The sequence below is a fragment of the Pseudolactococcus chungangensis CAU 28 = DSM 22330 genome (assembly GCF_002441885.1).
Taxonomy (GTDB): Bacteria; Bacillota; Bacilli; order Lactobacillales; family Streptococcaceae; genus Pseudolactococcus; species Pseudolactococcus chungangensis.
In genome coordinates, this window is sequence record NZ_JXJT01000008.1 from 66,329 (window position 1) to 81,547 (window position 15,219).

14 protein-coding genes are annotated in these 15,219 nt (G+C 40.8%); 5 read left to right on the forward strand and 9 right to left on the reverse strand.

All coding sequences use genetic code 11. The features are described 5' to 3' along the window. Positions 1-32: 32 nt before the first annotated feature. Positions 33-1,454, reverse strand: a complete 1,422-nt coding sequence (locus tag RR45_RS05105; protein WP_031366717.1) for an aminotransferase-like domain-containing protein — start codon at positions 1,452-1,454, stop codon at positions 33-35. A 122-nt stretch (positions 1,455-1,576) separates the two neighbouring features. On the opposite strand from RR45_RS05105, the gene thiD reads away from it, so the two are divergent. The 3 genes from thiD (at position 1,577) to RR45_RS05120 (ending at position 3,586) form a co-directional block, all read left to right on the forward strand. Further along, a complete protein-coding gene (gene thiD / locus RR45_RS05110; RefSeq protein ID WP_031366716.1) occupies positions 1,577-2,407 on the forward strand; it encodes a bifunctional hydroxymethylpyrimidine kinase/phosphomethylpyrimidine kinase in 831 nt (276 codons plus the stop codon). A gap of 98 nt (positions 2,408-2,505) precedes the next feature. Beyond that, the gene (locus RR45_RS05115; protein WP_031366715.1) at positions 2,506-2,976 is read left to right on the forward strand and encodes an ECF transporter S component; all 471 of its coding nucleotides are present in this window, start codon (positions 2,506-2,508) and stop codon (positions 2,974-2,976) included. 19 nt (positions 2,977-2,995) lie between these two features. After that, positions 2,996-3,586, forward strand: coding sequence for an ECF transporter S component (locus RR45_RS05120; RefSeq protein ID WP_072353604.1), 591 nt, complete (start codon positions 2,996-2,998; stop codon positions 3,584-3,586). A gap of 55 nt (positions 3,587-3,641) precedes the next feature. Here RR45_RS05120 and RR45_RS05125 read toward each other — a convergent pair whose 3' ends face one another. From RR45_RS05125 to RR45_RS05155, 7 genes are all read right to left on the reverse strand, one after another. Beyond that, a complete protein-coding gene (locus RR45_RS05125) occupies positions 3,642-4,028 on the reverse strand; it encodes a RidA family protein (RefSeq protein WP_031366713.1) in 387 nt (128 codons plus the stop codon). A gap of 145 nt (positions 4,029-4,173) precedes the next feature. Beyond that, positions 4,174-5,067, reverse strand: a complete 894-nt coding sequence (locus RR45_RS05130; RefSeq protein ID WP_072353603.1) for a polysaccharide deacetylase family protein — start codon at positions 5,065-5,067, stop codon at positions 4,174-4,176. Between the two features lie 16 nt (positions 5,068-5,083). After that, positions 5,084-6,421, reverse strand: coding sequence for an asparagine--tRNA ligase (gene asnS, locus RR45_RS05135; protein ID WP_031366711.1), 1,338 nt, complete (start codon positions 6,419-6,421; stop codon positions 5,084-5,086). Between the two features lie 112 nt (positions 6,422-6,533). Next, entirely contained in the window at positions 6,534-6,899 is a 366-nt protein-coding gene (locus RR45_RS05140; RefSeq protein ID WP_031366710.1) for a VOC family protein, read from the reverse strand. Positions 6,900-6,925: 26 nt separating this feature from the next. Continuing rightward, complete coding sequence (locus RR45_RS05145; RefSeq protein ID WP_031366709.1) at positions 6,926-8,104, reverse strand: pyridoxal phosphate-dependent aminotransferase; 1,179 nt, start codon at positions 8,102-8,104, stop codon at positions 6,926-6,928. A gap of 178 nt (positions 8,105-8,282) precedes the next feature. Next, positions 8,283-8,690, reverse strand: coding sequence for a cell wall elongation regulator TseB-like domain-containing protein (locus RR45_RS05150; RefSeq protein ID WP_143188742.1), 408 nt, complete (start codon positions 8,688-8,690; stop codon positions 8,283-8,285). Positions 8,691-8,721: 31 nt separating this feature from the next. Further along, positions 8,722-11,064: a helicase C-terminal domain-containing protein gene (locus tag RR45_RS05155; protein WP_031366707.1), complete on the reverse strand. Its 2,343-nt coding sequence runs from the start codon at positions 11,062-11,064 to the stop codon at positions 8,722-8,724. 141 nt (positions 11,065-11,205) lie between these two features. On the opposite strand from RR45_RS05155, the gene RR45_RS05160 reads away from it, so the two are divergent. Both RR45_RS05160 and RR45_RS05165 read left to right on the forward strand, forming a co-directional pair. Continuing rightward, positions 11,206-11,844, forward strand: a complete 639-nt coding sequence (locus RR45_RS05160) for an MBL fold metallo-hydrolase (RefSeq protein WP_031366706.1) — start codon at positions 11,206-11,208, stop codon at positions 11,842-11,844. Positions 11,845-12,011: 167 nt separating this feature from the next. Continuing rightward, positions 12,012-12,977: a N(5)-(carboxyethyl)ornithine synthase gene (locus RR45_RS05165; RefSeq protein WP_031366705.1), complete on the forward strand. Its 966-nt coding sequence runs from the start codon at positions 12,012-12,014 to the stop codon at positions 12,975-12,977. A gap of 54 nt (positions 12,978-13,031) precedes the next feature. Here RR45_RS05165 and thrS read toward each other — a convergent pair whose 3' ends face one another. After that, positions 13,032-14,984, reverse strand: a complete 1,953-nt coding sequence (gene thrS / locus RR45_RS05170; protein WP_031366704.1) for a threonine--tRNA ligase — start codon at positions 14,982-14,984, stop codon at positions 13,032-13,034. Between the last annotated feature and the right edge of the window lie 235 nt (positions 14,985-15,219).

A 15,219-nucleotide genomic window follows, 5' to 3' on the forward strand; every position in this document is an offset into this window, starting at 1 on the left:
ACAATTGAATAGGCAACATTTGAATTTTCTGTCTAACAAATTCCCACCTGCTTTAACTCTTGCAGTTTCTCAACCAATCGTTTGATGTCATCTCGATCTAATCGTGCAATATTGAGTCGAATTGCAGGTGTTTTGTCACCAAAAATAAAACTAGGTAGACACAAAATACCAGCCGCTAAAAAGGCATCTATCTGTTTTTTTGTCAGCGTATCCGTTGACAATTTGAGCCAGACATAAAAGCCACCTGCTGGGCGATGACAAATAAAATTCTGACCGATTAGGTCGAAAAAATAGGACATTCTAGCACTGATTTTAGCACGTAAAGTAGCAATTTTATCTTGAAAAGTCACATCTGATAAGGCATAATTAGCCAAGACCTGTGGAAAAATACTGAGCGTCAAATCTAAATCTTGCCGAGCCGTTGACAGTTTTTGCAGGACGGCTGGCGGGGCACTAATCCAACCAATTTTTGTCGTTGAGCCGATGATTTTAGACAAAGAGCCGATATAAATCATATTTTGCGGATCTAATTGTTTTAAAGGTGGTAGCGTCATGTGCTTATCAAATGGTAACAGACCAAAAGCATCGTCCTCAATAATCGGAATCTTGTAAGTCTGGCATAATTTGATTAAAGCCTGTCGGCGTGCTAAAGACATGGTCGTGCCAGTGGGATTTTGAAAGGTTGGGTTGAGCATGACTAACTTGACACGATGCTTTAATATCTCATTTTCGAGACAATCCAAACGCATCCCTTGTTCATCCATTGGCACACCAAATAGGCGAATACCCGCAGTCTGAAACAAATTTAAGGCATATAAAAATGAGGGTTGACAAATCGCAACTGCATCGCCACTATTAAGCAAGGCTTGAACAATCAAGAAAATCGCCTGATGCCCTCCTGAGGTGATCATCAGCTGCTCAACTGGTAGCGTAAACCGATAATCTTGTGCAACAAGATTTGATATCGCTTGACGGAGTGGAAAATACCCTAATGCGTCTTGATTTTTATCAGCTTCAATAAAATCTCGCCAGTTTGACTGAGGCAAATCAAATGCAGGCACTAAATCAAGAGGTAACTCACCTGTATAGGCATCAATCACGCCTTTTTTCTGACTTTTTTCTTTGATTTGTGTCATCAACAATTGGTGTTCATCAGGTTGCTGCCCCTGAATCAACTGGTGCCAACCTACTACTGGTTCTTGACTTAGCCCCCATTTGTCATCATTAATCATTGTCCCACTGCCTTGTTGACGCTTGATAATGCCTTTAGACTCTAGCTCAGTCATAACGCGTACAATTGTTGAGCGATTAACACCAATTAAAGCTGCCAGTTTTCGCTCAGATGGTAATTTTTGACCTGGTAATAGCTGACCACTTTGAATATTTTGGGTGATGTGCTTTATGATTGACTGATAGATAGGCGTCTTTTGTGTTCTCTCAATGTCCCAATTCATCTTGCAAACCTTTCTGGTAAATTGGATGGTTAAAAAACAATCCAATTGGTTGTTCCATTTAGGATACCAAATGATAGAATAGATTGCAAGAGAAAAAATAAAATAAGAAATGAAGATAAAAGATGAAAACAAAGAAAAAGACGCTAACTATTGCCGGAAGCGATGCGACAGGTGGCGCTGGCTTACAGGCTGACTTAAAGACTTTTCAAGAATATGGTACTTTCGGTATGAGTGCCATAACGTCAATAGTGACGATGGATGTTAATGATAATTGGTCGCATACTATTGAAACGATTGAACCAGAGATTGTTGGGCGCCAATTAGACACTATTTTTGCGGGTGGCAAGCCAGATGCACTAAAAACAGGCATGTTGGGCGATATTCGGACGATTACTGTCGTACGCGATGCGATTGAACGTTATCAACCGAAAAATATTGTCATTGACCCAGTATTGGCTTGTAAAGGGACAGCCGGTATTCTGCTTTCCGAAAACGCAGATAGCATCCGAGAACTGCTCCTTCCTGTAGCTGATGTCACCACGCCAAACTTAATTGAAGCTGGTATTTTATCTGGACTTGGTGAACTTAAAACAGTTGCCGATATTGAAAAAGCAGCTACCATTCTTCACGGTTATGGCGCTAAAACTGTGATTATCAAAGGTGGTCGTCGTTTTGATAATCAGCACGATGAGGCATTAGATGTTTACTATGACGGCCAGGACTTTCATCACCTCAAAAGTCCACTCGTTCATTCTGATAATAATCACGGTGCAGGCTGTACGTTTGCTGCTGCCATTACCGCAGGACTTGCCGATGGACAATCATCTCTCGATGCTGTAACAACAGCCAAAGCATTCGTCCATGCAGCAATTACAAATGGGCAACCTTTTAATCAATATCTCGGACATATTTGGCACGGTGCTTACCGAGATAATGGTCATTTCAAATCCTAGTTGATACATCATTTTTTAGCTATTTGCAAAAACGACCTGACCTTTCAAAACGATAATAAACTGTCAAACATATAAGACCAATGAACTGGAGATTACTTATGAATACTAACAATAAAAAACTTATCTTTTTAGCCATCTTAATCGCTTTAAATGTTGCCATCTCCAAAATACTATTGATTCCAACACCGGGAGGATTTATCACGGTAATGGATGGTTTAGTTTTTACTGCAGCATCTCTTTTCGGAAAAAAAGAGGGGGCTATCGTTGGAGGACTGAGCGGGTTTTTACTCGATATCGTGAGTGGCTATCCACAATGGATGTTATTTTCGCTAGTCATTCACGGTACACAAGGTTACCTATCCGCTAGTACTAAATCTCGCACCTTGAACTACCTACTCGCTACCAGTCTCATGGTCATCGGATATGGTCTTGCAAACATGTTTTTTTATGGACCTGGTGGTTTCCTGCCTAGCCTACTCCCTAACCTTTTACAAAACATCTCAGGGATTATTATTGCAACAGCACTTGTACCCATCTTATCGCGAGTCCTAAAAGTCAATAAACAATAAGTATAAAAGGAGACTTCTCATGACAACACGAAAAAATGCCCAAACTACAGTTTTTCTTCCCATCACCCAAAATAAAACAAAAAAAGTCATCTTAGCTGCGCTTTTCGCAGCACTCGCATATGTCTCAATTCAGTCACTTCACGTTGCGATTTTTGCCCCGATTGGGGCCCCATTTTTCCATGTTGGTAATGCCGTTGTAGCACTCGCAGCACTTTACTTAGGCTTTGGCTATGGTACTTTTTCAGGTGCTATTGGTCTTGCTATTTTTGACACTGTTAATGGTTATGCTATTGAAATGCCTATCGTATTTCTAGGTAACGTCTTAGTCGCTTTAACAATTCAGATTGTATATAAGGCTTTACACCGATTTTCCCCCGATAAACTCTGGTTAGTCACAGTCGCTGTATCATCTGGTGTCTTGGTCAAACTGTTAACCGATTTTTTAAACGGCCTTATTCGTGCCTTAGTTGCGGGGGCTAGTTTAGAACCAGCCGCTGCTGCTGCTTTTACTTCTCTTCTTGCCACTGCCATTAACGGGATTGGCACAATTATTTTAGTAACACTTTTATATTTGCCACTAAAAACCATTCTTACTCGATTCGTTAAATAAAAAAGTGAGCAATCATCAAAATGGATGACTGCTCACTTTTTTTATCTCTAACACATTAGTTTCCCAAGTAAGCTATGACCTCAACCTCAACCAAAACATCTTTAGGTAATCTGGCAACTTCCACAGCTGAACGTGCTGGAAATTCTGCACCGAACGCTCTCGCATATTCAGTATTAAATGGTACAAAATTTGTCATATCACTCAAAAAACAAGTTGTTTTAACCACATGATTAAAGTCTGTGCCTGCTTCAGCAAGAATGCCCCCAACATTTTTCATGACTTGTTGTGTTTGTTCGGCGATTGTCTCACCTACGATGTCACCTGTTTGAGGATCCAGTGGAATTTGACCTGATGCAAAAAGAAAATCACCGACAATTTTGCCCTGAACATAAGGACCAATAGCTCCTGGTGCTTGGTCTGTTGCGATAGTTTTGATTGACATAATAGTTCTCCTCTGATAACTCATCATTTAATATAGTGCTTATTTCTAGTATAACAAATTATCAGAAAATTGTGTCAAAAATAATGATAAAAAAGTAGCTACTTGCTAATAGCTACTTTTTTAGTTAAACGAATATATTAAGTGATTAATTACCAATTAAAGCCATAAAACTTGCCTCAGTTTGACCATAAGAGACACGCACACGATTAAGGGCAAAGAGACCATTGGCACTGCTGGCAAGACCTGGGTTAGTCGTCAAACCAAGCTTATAGCCTGCTGCCTCAGCAAGTCCTGCAGTTTCAGTATTATAGCGTCCTGCCGGATAACAAATGACAGATGTCTCTTGATGTAACAAATTATCCAGATACTTTTTAGAATCGATCAACTCTGTATTGGCTACATCATGGCTTGAATATTCCAAATCTGGATGATTAACGGTGTGGCTACCGACAGACATAAGCGGATTAGCTTTCAACTCTGACAACATCTCATCCGTCATCGTATCTTCATTTCCCAACTTTCCAGTAATAATGAAGAAGCTACCTTTCATGCCAAGCGCCGTTAGAATTGGCATAGCCGTATCGTGCGCATTTTTGTAACCATCATCAAAAGTCACCCAGACAATTTTTTCTGCTGGCTTTTCATTGGTCGTCAAAACACGATAAGCTTCCTCAGGGCTCAAAGTATAATACCCAGCATTCTTGAGTGCAGTCATCTCCATTTTAAATTCATCAGCCGGTACAAATAAAGTATTGCCATCAACAACATCTGCAATGTGATGATACATCAAAATTGGAAACTCAATTGGCGCATCAGACTTGACCCATTTGGGTTCTGGTTTCGCTTGTTCTTGTTCACTAGATGTCGACGGCTTAGCTTTCTCACTGCTTTCACCGACAACCTTATCAGCCACAGATTTCGTCACTTTTATCGGTCGATTATCAGACTTTGCTGATTTTCCTGATACCATTTTGAAAAAAATCATACCAACTAAGGCAAGAAGTATGACTACAATCGAAATTTGTAACACTTTTTTCATATTGGATGATTTCCCCCTAAGGTTTCAAACGGTGGAGGAGACGTGGAAACGGAATCGCTTCACGGATATGCTCATTACCTGTAATCCAAGTCACTGCACGTTCTAAGCCGAGTCCGAATCCTGAGTGTGGCACACTACCATATTTGCGAAGATCAAGATACCAAGCGTATTCTTCTTCTGATAGACCAAACTCAACTAATTTGGCTTTGAGATACTCATAGTCTGTCGCACGCTCACTACCACCAATGATTTCACCATAACCCTCTGGTGCTAACAAATCAGCACAGATAACCACGTCATCACGTGTTGGATGTGGTTTCATATAGAAGGCCTTGATTGCTTTTGGATAGTTGAGGATGAATGTTGGCACACCAAAATAGTTTGAAATCCATGTTTCATGCGGTGAGCCGAAGTCATCCCCCCATTCAATTTTTTCATAGTCATTATCAGCTTGATGCTCCTGTAACAAAGCAACCGCATCATCATAAGTAATCTTTTTAAATGGTGTTTCAATATATTTTTCAAGTACTGTTACATCACGGTCAAGCTCATTTAATGCATAGCTTTGATTGTCAATAACAGCCTTGATGATGTGTTTCACATAAGCTTCTTGGACCTCAAGAGATTCCTCATGTGTCGTGAAAGCCATCTCTGGCTCAATCATCCAGAACTCTGTCAAATGACGACGTGTTTTCGATTTTTCAGCACGGAAAGTTGGCCCAAAGGTAAAGACTTTACCAAATGCCATGGCACCTGCCTCAGCGTAGAGCTGACCTGTTTGTGACAAGAAAGCCGGCTGACCAAAGTAGTCTGTTTCAAATAACTCTGTCGTGCCTTCTGGCGCTGACCCTGTTAAAATTGGGCTATCAATTTTGATAAAACCACGCGCATTGAAAAATTCATAAGTCGCCCGAATAATTTCATTTCTGACAAGCATAATCGCGTGTTGCTTACGGCTACGCAACCACAAATGACGATTATCCATAAGGAAATCTGTGCCGTGGTCTTTCGGTGTGATTGGGTAATCTACTGACTCACCAATGACTTCAATATCTGTCACATCAAGTTCGTAGCCAAATTTGCTACGATCATCAGCCTTAACAGTTCCTGTGATTTTCACAGACGTTTCTTGTGCTAAGTGTTTGATGCTATCAAATTTAGCAAGACCCTCTTCTTCACCAAATTTTTCGATAAAATTTGGTTTGAAAGCAACTGCTTGAAAATAAGCTGTCCCATCACGCAATTGTAAGAAAGCAATCTTACCTTTACCTGATTTATTAGCGACCCAAGCGCCAATTGTGATTTCTTGATTGACATAATTTTTGACATCAATGATTGATACAAAGTTTCCCATTTTTCTATTTCCTACTTTCCGCTTTCATTTCATGAAAACTTGACCGCCACAGGGGTGCCATCCAAGCAAGGTCATTCACGAATTGAAGGCCGTTCAAAGTCTTTGACTAAAACTATTTTACTTCACAAACTGCATAATAGTGACCATCCGGGTCTGCAAAATTAAAGACACGCCCCAAGCCTGGTACTACTACAATTTGACCGATTGCATCACTTACCTCTGTCACTTTAGTATGCAAGACATCAAAGTCGTTGGCTTGAAACATGAGTGAGGGTATATTGTCAACAACTTCTGGTGATACTTCACGGATGAACGCCTTAGCATACAAATTCAGCGTGACTTGACTATCTGTGGCAGGTTTAATTGTCGCTGCATTGTCATCTATTTTTTGACCGACAAAACCGATAGCTTGCCAAAATTTTAAAGCATCGTCAATATTTTCAACATAAAGCATGATAGCTAATTCTGATTGAAACATCCCATGTGCCTCTTTTCATTTCTAATTTAAGTTGTCATATATACTTTAAGGCGATTGACAGCATCTACTAAAGTTGCCATATCCGTTGCATAACTCATGCGAAGATTATCGTCAGCCCCAAATCCAGCACCTGTCACAACGGCAACACCAGTTTCTTCTAAGATATCGTCACAAAAAGCCGTAACATCCGTAAAGCCTTTGATTGCCATAGCTTTTGCTACCTTTGGAAAGAGGTAAAATGCCCCTTGTGGTTTGATAGCTTCAAAGCCAGGGATTTCATTGACTAACGGAAAAATTGTATTTAAACGTTGTTCAAATTCTGCCCGCATGGTTTCAATGGCGGTTTGATCGCCAGTTAGAGCTTCAATCGCTGCGTACTGAGCGACTGCCGATGGATTAGAGGTTGTTTGACTGACGATTTTACTCATGGCACTGATAATCTCAGGATTGCCCACAGCAAAACCAATCCGCCAGCCTGTCATCGCATAAGTCTTTGAAACACCATTAATAATCAAAGTCTGATTTTTAATAGCATCTGAAACACTGGAGATTGGTGTAAAAGCATTACCATTATACACCAATCGGCCATAGATATCATCAGCCAAGATCAAAACATCATGATCTACTGCCCAGTTACCAATGGCGCGCAATTCGTCTGAGGTATAAATCATACCTGTTGGATTTGAGGGTGAATTGAGAATTAAAACGCGCGTTTGGGGTGTTTTGAGATTATCAAGTTGGTCAACCGTTACTTTAAAGTCTGCCTCCTGTTTTCCAACGGCAAAGACTGGCACACCACCGACCATTTTAATCTGATCCGCATAACTAACCCAGTAAGGTGTTGGGATGATAACTTCATCACCAGCATCTAAGACACTCGCAAAGAAAGCATAGAGAGCAAATTTCGCACCAGTTGTCACAACAACTTCTTGACGCGCAACACCATAACCATAGTATTTCTCAAAATAAGTACCAACAGCATCTTTAAGGTCAGGTAAACCGCCTGCTTGGGTATAAAAACTTGCTTTTCCTGAATCAATCGCTGCTTTTGCTGCTGCTGCGATATTATCAGGTGTTGTAAAATCAGGTTCACCAATGGTTAGCATCAGAATATCTCTGCCTTGCGTTTGTAACTCCTTAGCACGCGCAGACGCTGCTAGCGTCACCGATTCTTCTAGATTATTGACTAGGCTTGATAATTTCATAAGGTATCTTCTCCCAACTTGAACTACAGAAATTTGCGATTAACTAGAATTATACCAAAAATACCTTAAAAAATCAGCCTTTCCTTGCGATATTCTCAATTTATTCTAAATTAAAAGGGCAGCTTTTAACACATAACTATTTCTAATATTACTTTGACGTTTTATACCTTGTATGACTTTAACCTTTTATTTTTTCACCGGTATCAAAAGCATACAAGACCATATCTTTAGTCTGCCAAACGACTTGACCATCATAAAGAGTCAATGCTGCTGTTTTTTCAGTTAAATCACTTTTATTATCTGCTAGTTTGACTACTTTAATCTCACCACCCTTAGCAGGCAGTAAAATACCCAGCGCTTCTCCTTTACTATCTTGCCCGATAAGGCTATAAGTCGTTGTCGTTGTGGTCGTAACTTCAAAATTTGTAACTTCTTTGACAGGTGTTTTTGCTTTAACAAGACTAATAGCATCTGACTTAGCACGACTGTAAGGACTCATGGCTTGCATATAAAAGAAGATTGTCCCAATCAAAAGTGACAAGATAATTAATAGTACACCAATCCAAATTTGGCTGATTTTTGTCATTCGTTTTTTTCTCATAACTGCCTTTCTTATACTACAAAAAATCTTTTGTTTCTTGTAAAATATCCTCTATCTTGGCAAAGTCCACACGACTGGCTTGTCGTAAATTCTTAACCATTTTTTTGGCATAGGTTTTACCTGCCAAACGTTTGTCGAGGATAACGACAACTGATTTTTGATCTTTTCGACGGTTAACACGTCCAATTGCTTGTTTGAGTTGCAAGGTTGCCAAAGGAACAGAAAAATCATAGAAAGGATTCTTGAACCGCTTGGCATATTTTCGAATTAAAATATCATCAGGGACTGTAAATGGCAGTCTCGTCACAAGCAAAATGAGCTCATCTTGTCGTTCAAAATCGACACCTTCCCAGAATTTTTTACTTCCCAAGAGAATAGCTCGCGCACGCTCATCAAATTTTTTCTTAATTCGGCTGGCATCTCCTGATGCATCAGCTTGGAGAAAGTCAATTCCCGCTGCTTCTAAAGCCTGCGCTGTTAGCGCAAGGCTATCATTGCTCGTAAATAAGACAACCATTGGTTTGCCAAGTTTTGCGACTGTTTGCACGCATTCAGCAATAAAATCAGCATAGGCCTCTGGTGAGAGACTTGTAATATCGGCACTATCTGTTGCTACAAAAACTTGCTGGTTGTCGTTTTTTTCCTGAGGCATGATGTCAAAGGTGTAATCAGTAAAACCTAAAAGCTCTGGAAAAACAGCCTTTTTATCCGACATAGACAAGGTTGCGCCAATCAAATAAGTCTTGGTTTGTTGAGGAATCATGGCCGCAAAATTTAGAAAATCTGTTGGGCTAGACTTGAGCACATGATTTTGAATCCAGACAAAATCTTCCGGATTGGCAAGGACATCTGTAATAGCTGTCAGACCTAGTTCTTGCGCATCCAAACGGATTTTATCAATATTTAGTTGTCGCCGTGATAACTGATGCGTAAGGCTTTCTAACAATCGTTTGTGTAACTGCGAAGTATGACGATTGACTTTGACAAGCTCATCTAAAAGTTTGACTGATTTTTGTTGCGCATTTTCTAAAACAGAAAAGAGTTGTTGCGCTTCATCCACTACTAAAACTTTATCTTCAAACATCTCTGTTTGGTCTGCTATTCGTTCCGCTAAATAAGCATGGTTCATAACAATGACCTGAGCATTCTCAGCTTTTTTCTGCGTTAACTGCCAAAAATCTTGCTCAAAATAAAGTTGTCCTGGACTCACAACGCCCGTATGACGAATGCTATCCAGATAGGCATGGCTAGTCATCGTGAGACTCAGTTCATCAAGTTCACCTGTTTTTGTCTCTGTCAGCCATACCAGCACTTTCATCTTGAATATTTCAAAATTTTTACCTTCATCTGCTCTATACAGTAATTTGCTGAATTTTTCTAGGGAAATATAGTTGGCTGTCCCGAGCATTTTAGCAAAGTCAACCCCAAATTTCGCCTTGAAAACAGGTGCTAAATTTTGCATGAGCTGATCTTGTAAGATTTTCGTTGGCACTGATAAAATCAGCTTTTTGCCTTGACCTAATAGTGTCAATAAATAAGCATAGGTCTTGCCGATACCTGTAGGCGCTTCGATGAAAGCTGCAGTATCATCTGCAAGCCGTGCTTTCACCACTTCCGCAAAAGCTTTTTGTTGCAGGCGTTCTGTTAAGTTGAGCATCTTCAAATTTTGTCTAAAATTCTTTTTGACTAAATTTTTATTTTCCGCAAAATACGGTTTCAAGGTTGAGATATGATTGACCTTAATCATATCGGCATGTTTGCGCTTGGCTTCGGGCAACTGTTCGGTGATGACAAGTTTTGTTTCATAGATGAGATTATCAGCGTGCTGTTCGATTTCTGTCAAAACATTTTTGGGCAGATGACGCATTTTTTCTTGCAGTTTAATCAAAAGTTTGGCTGTCGCATAGGCATCCGAAAGTGCTTCATGTGGTTTATCATGCTGCAAGTTCAGAACACGCGAAAGTGTCTCTAGTCCATACTTCTCCAGAGTTGGGAAGAAAACCCTTGCCAGTTCGACCGTGTCGACTCTAGGCATATCAAGGTTGACACCATGTTGCGCAAAGGTATGAGCTAGGAGATGATAGTCGAATTTCACATTATGCGCGACAAAAACACAGTTTTTCAAGATAGCTGCAACGTCTGAAAGGACATCAGAAAAATCAGGCGCGGCCTGAACTTGTGCCGTTGAGATGCCTGTTAACATGGAGATATGGTAATCCAACGTTTCATGTGGATTGACGTCAGTTTGATAGGTTTGTATGATTTTGCCGTTTTCGACCACGACAATACCAATTTGGATAATTTTACTCGTGTGGCTAGCACTTGTTGCCTCTAAATCCACTACTGCGTATTTGGTCATAATTTTCGTTTTCTATCTATAAATAAGTTAAATCCATTATAACATATATTGTTTTTTGATATAATGAAGGAAACAAGCAACAACAAGAAAAATCACTTGCTACCGCTTTATTCTAACGTGATACATCTCAAAGGAGTTTTTATGAACATTAAAATGATCACCAATCCTATCGCCTATGAAAATACTTACTTTCTATCCAACGATGAGGCAACACTCGTCATCGATCCAGGTAACGACACGGACACGATTCTCAGCCTTATCGGAGACCTCGGCAAACCCGTCGCAGCCATTCTTTTGACTCACACCCACTACGATCATATCATGAGTGTTGAGGCAGTTCGCGAGGCAACTGGCGCGCCTGTCTATGTCAGTCCACTTGAGGCAGAATGGCTCTATACACCAACACTTAACCTCTCAGGTTTACCACGTCATGAACATGATTTACCCAATGTCGTGGTCAATGTTGCAGAACATACATTTTCAGAAAACACAGATTATCACATTGGTGGCTTTGATTTCACTGTCCTTGCCACACCGGGTCACTCTCAAGGTGGCGTTTCTTTCGTTTTTGAACAGGAAGCCATTGTCTTTACGGGAGATGCTCTTTTCTCAGGTACCATTGGTAGAACTGACTTGAACACAGGCAATATAGAAATACTGAAGCACTCTATTCGTACGCAACTCTTTACACTACCTGATAATTACCGTGTCTTTCCCGGACATGGCCCACAAACTAGGATTGGTGCAGAAAAACTGCATAATCCATTTTTCTTAGATTAAGCCACTAAACAGTAGACAATGACTGCTGTTTTTTTTATTTCCTAACTTTTCTTTCATCATTCTAAACACTACTTATCAACAAACCGACAATTAAATTTTTTACATGTTATACTGAGCATAGCACCCTTACTAGAAACCATCAGTAGGTGTCCCTCGAATGGAGACTCATGGTCACAAAACAAACCATCGGCTTTTTAAAAAGCCACAAGCCGAATGAACATCGCATTGCACTACTCCCACAAGATTTGACACACACTACCCATCCAGAAATGATTTACTTGGAAACAGGTTATGGACACGGTTTAGGTATTTGTGATACGAGTTATTCAGACTTAGGCGCACAAGTCGTCCCACGTCAAATCGTTCTTGAACAGAGCATCATTTGTGAACCTAAGATTGGCGAATCCGATATTTTAAGTCAGCTTCAACCACATCAGACTGTCTTTGGCTGGATTCATGCTAAGCAAAGCCTGCCCATCACCAAGGTACTTCTCGCCACTGGTGTACGCGTCATCGCTTGGGAAGAGATGTATGACAATCATCAACATACCTTTTGGCGTAATAATGAACTAGCTGGTGAAGCTGCCGTCCTTCACGCTTTTCTTTTGACCGGTCAGATGCCTTACGATACAAAAGTTGCCCTAATTGGCAGAGGAAGTGTCGCTTTTGGAGCGACACGTGTCCTACAAGGTCTTGGCGCCGATGTTACCGTCATTCGGCGTAATCAGGAAAGCTTACTCAGACAGACCCTCGGGAACTTCGATGTCGTTGTGAACGCATCGCTCTGGAATGTGAATCGTGAAGACCATCTAATTACAACAGAGGATTTAGCTTTGATGCAACCTGGTAGTCTAATCATTGATATTTCCGCTGATGCCGGTGGTGGGATTGAAAGTTCACATATCACGACCATGTCTTCACCCACTTATGAGATTAATCGAGTCACACACTATGTTGTCGACCATACGCCAAGTATATTATATCAAACGGCTTCAAAAAGTATTTCCCAAGCCATCTCACCGTTTTTAAATGACTTAATCAGCAATCGAGAAAATAACGTTTTAACTCAAGCAACAATTATTGATAAAGGTAAAATATTAGACTTGGATATTTTAGATTTTCAAGCCTTATAGCATCATATAAAAAAGCAGGAACTGACATTTCGTTGTCAGTTTCTGCTTTTATGTTTAATCGTTTGATGCGACTACTTTTGAGTAGTTGGCAACATCAGCTGTGATGGCTGCGACAAAGTCAGTCAAGCTAAATTCAGCTGTTTCTTTGCTACCATAGCGACGAACATTGACAGATTTGTCGGCTTGTTCTTTATCACCCACGATAATTTGGTATGGAATTTTATTAGTTTGAGACTGGCGAATCTTGTATTGCATTTTTTCATTGCGCTCGTCCACATGGACACGGATACCGACATCTTTAAGGCTATCCGCAACTTTCCAAGCGTAGTCAACGTGTGCATCGTTAGATACAGGAATCACGGTTACTTGTGTTGGGGCAAGCCATGTTGGGAAAGCACCTTTATAAACTTCAGTTAGGTAGGCGACGAAACGCTCCATGGTTGAGACGATACCACGGTGAACCATGACTGGACGGTGACCTTCACCATCAGCACCAACATATTCAAGTTCAAAGCGTTCTGGCAATAGGAAATCCAATTGAATTGTTGACAGGGTTTCTTCGTTACCAAGTGCTGTCTTAACTTGCACGTCGAGTTTCGGTCCGTAGAAAGCTGCTTCGCCTTCTGCCTCAAAGTAATCCAACTCAAGCTCGTCCATGGCAGCTTTCAGCATGGTTTGGGCATTTTCCCACATCTCATCATTATCGAAATATTTATGTGTATCTGCAGGGTCACGGTAAGATAGACGGAAACGATAGTCTGTGACATTGAAATCTTCATAAACATCAGTCATGAGTTGCAATGTCCGTTTGAATTCATCTTTGATTTGGTCAGGGCGAACGAAAACGTGGCCATCATTAAGGGTCATCTCACGCACACGTTGCAAACCAGAAAGCGCGCCAGATTTCTCATAGCGGTGCATCATGCCAAGCTCGGCAATCCGAATCGGCAATTCACGATAAGAATGCACGTCATTTTTATAGACTTCGATATGGTGTGGACAGTTCATCGGACGCAAGACTAATTGTTCACCTTCACCCATGTCCATTGGTGGGAACATATCTTCATGATAATGATCCCAGTGACCAGATGTTTTATAGAAATCAACACTCGCCATAATTGGTGTATAGACGTGTTGATAGCCACGCGCGATTTCTTTATCGACGATATAACGTTCAATCGTCCGACGAATGGTCGCACCATTTGGCAACCAGAATGGCAGCCCAGAGCCGACTTCAGGATTGACCATAAAGAGATCCAATTCCTTACCAAGTTTGCGATGGTCACGCTCCTTAGCTTCTTCACGCATTTTCAAGTAGGCTTTAAGGTCTTTTTTATCGAACCAAGCTGTCCCATAGACACGCTGCATCATAGCGTTGTCGCTGTTACCACGCCAATAAGCTCCCGCAACGTTCAAGAGGTGGAAAATTTGAATCCGACCTGTTGTTGGAACGTGTGGTCCCCGGCAAAGATCGGTGTACTCGCCTTGACTGTAAATGGTTAAGCCACCTTCATCTTCGTTATGTTCTTCAATCAACTCAAGTTTATAAGGATCAGCTGCAAAAATTTCTTGTGCCTCAGCCTTTGTTACTTCACGACGAATAGACGGCAGATTTTCTTTGACGATTTTCATCATTTCAGCCTCGATACGTGGGAGGTCTTCATTAGAGATTTGACCTTCAGCGTTGTCTGTATCGTAGTAGAAACCATCTTGGATTGAGGGACCAACGCCTAACTTGATGTCAGGAAAAAGACGACGTGCTGCTTGCGCAAACAAGTGAGCTGCTGAGTGACGAAGTAAAGGTAAGGCATCTTCGTGGTCAGGTGTCACAATTTCAATTGTCCCATCTTCAGTGATCGCACGGTTTGTGTCAATCAATTTGCCATTAAATTTACCCGCAAGTGCTTTTTTAGCTAGTGATTTACTGATAGATTCAGCAATTTCAAAAGTTGTGACGCCACTATCAAAAGACTTGACAGCGCCGTCTGGGAATGTGATTTGTATCATTTACTAATCTCCTTAATTAAGATGTTGAGGCGACTACTCTGGTGTGTAGGATTTTTTACCGCGACGACTAATCGCAGAAGTGAAGTAGGAAAAAGACGTCAAGACACGACAGTGTCTTCATACTTTTTTCTATTTTCCTAACACCAAGGAGCCGAAGCTCAGTTGATCAAAAATATAAAAACGTCCTGCGTTCAATTATGAACACAGGACGTTAACACGTGGTACCACCTGACTT

Coding starts and splice junctions, on each gene's coding strand:
- RR45_RS05105 (WP_031366717.1), bottom strand. CDS start 1,454: ATGAATTGGGACATTGAGAGAACACAAAAGACGCCTATCTATCAGTCA.
- thiD (WP_031366716.1), top strand. CDS start 1,577: ATGAAAACAAAGAAAAAGACGCTAACTATTGCCGGAAGCGATGCGACA.
- RR45_RS05115 (WP_031366715.1), top strand. CDS start 2,506: ATGAATACTAACAATAAAAAACTTATCTTTTTAGCCATCTTAATCGCT.
- RR45_RS05120 (WP_072353604.1), top strand. CDS start 2,996: ATGACAACACGAAAAAATGCCCAAACTACAGTTTTTCTTCCCATCACC.
- RR45_RS05125 (WP_031366713.1), bottom strand. CDS start 4,028: ATGTCAATCAAAACTATCGCAACAGACCAAGCACCAGGAGCTATTGGT.
- RR45_RS05130 (WP_072353603.1), bottom strand. CDS start 5,067: ATGAAAAAAGTGTTACAAATTTCGATTGTAGTCATACTTCTTGCCTTA.
- asnS (WP_031366711.1), bottom strand. CDS start 6,421: ATGGGAAACTTTGTATCAATCATTGATGTCAAAAATTATGTCAATCAA.
- RR45_RS05140 (WP_031366710.1), bottom strand. CDS start 6,899: ATGTTTCAATCAGAATTAGCTATCATGCTTTATGTTGAAAATATTGAC.
- RR45_RS05145 (WP_031366709.1), bottom strand. CDS start 8,104: ATGAAATTATCAAGCCTAGTCAATAATCTAGAAGAATCGGTGACGCTA.
- RR45_RS05150 (WP_143188742.1), bottom strand. CDS start 8,690: ATGACAAAAATCAGCCAAATTTGGATTGGTGTACTATTAATTATCTTG.
- RR45_RS05155 (WP_031366707.1), bottom strand. CDS start 11,064: ATGACCAAATACGCAGTAGTGGATTTAGAGGCAACAAGTGCTAGCCAC.
- RR45_RS05160 (WP_031366706.1), top strand. CDS start 11,206: ATGAACATTAAAATGATCACCAATCCTATCGCCTATGAAAATACTTAC.
- RR45_RS05165 (WP_031366705.1), top strand. CDS start 12,012: ATGGTCACAAAACAAACCATCGGCTTTTTAAAAAGCCACAAGCCGAAT.
- thrS (WP_031366704.1), bottom strand. CDS start 14,984: ATGATACAAATCACATTCCCAGACGGCGCTGTCAAGTCTTTTGATAGT.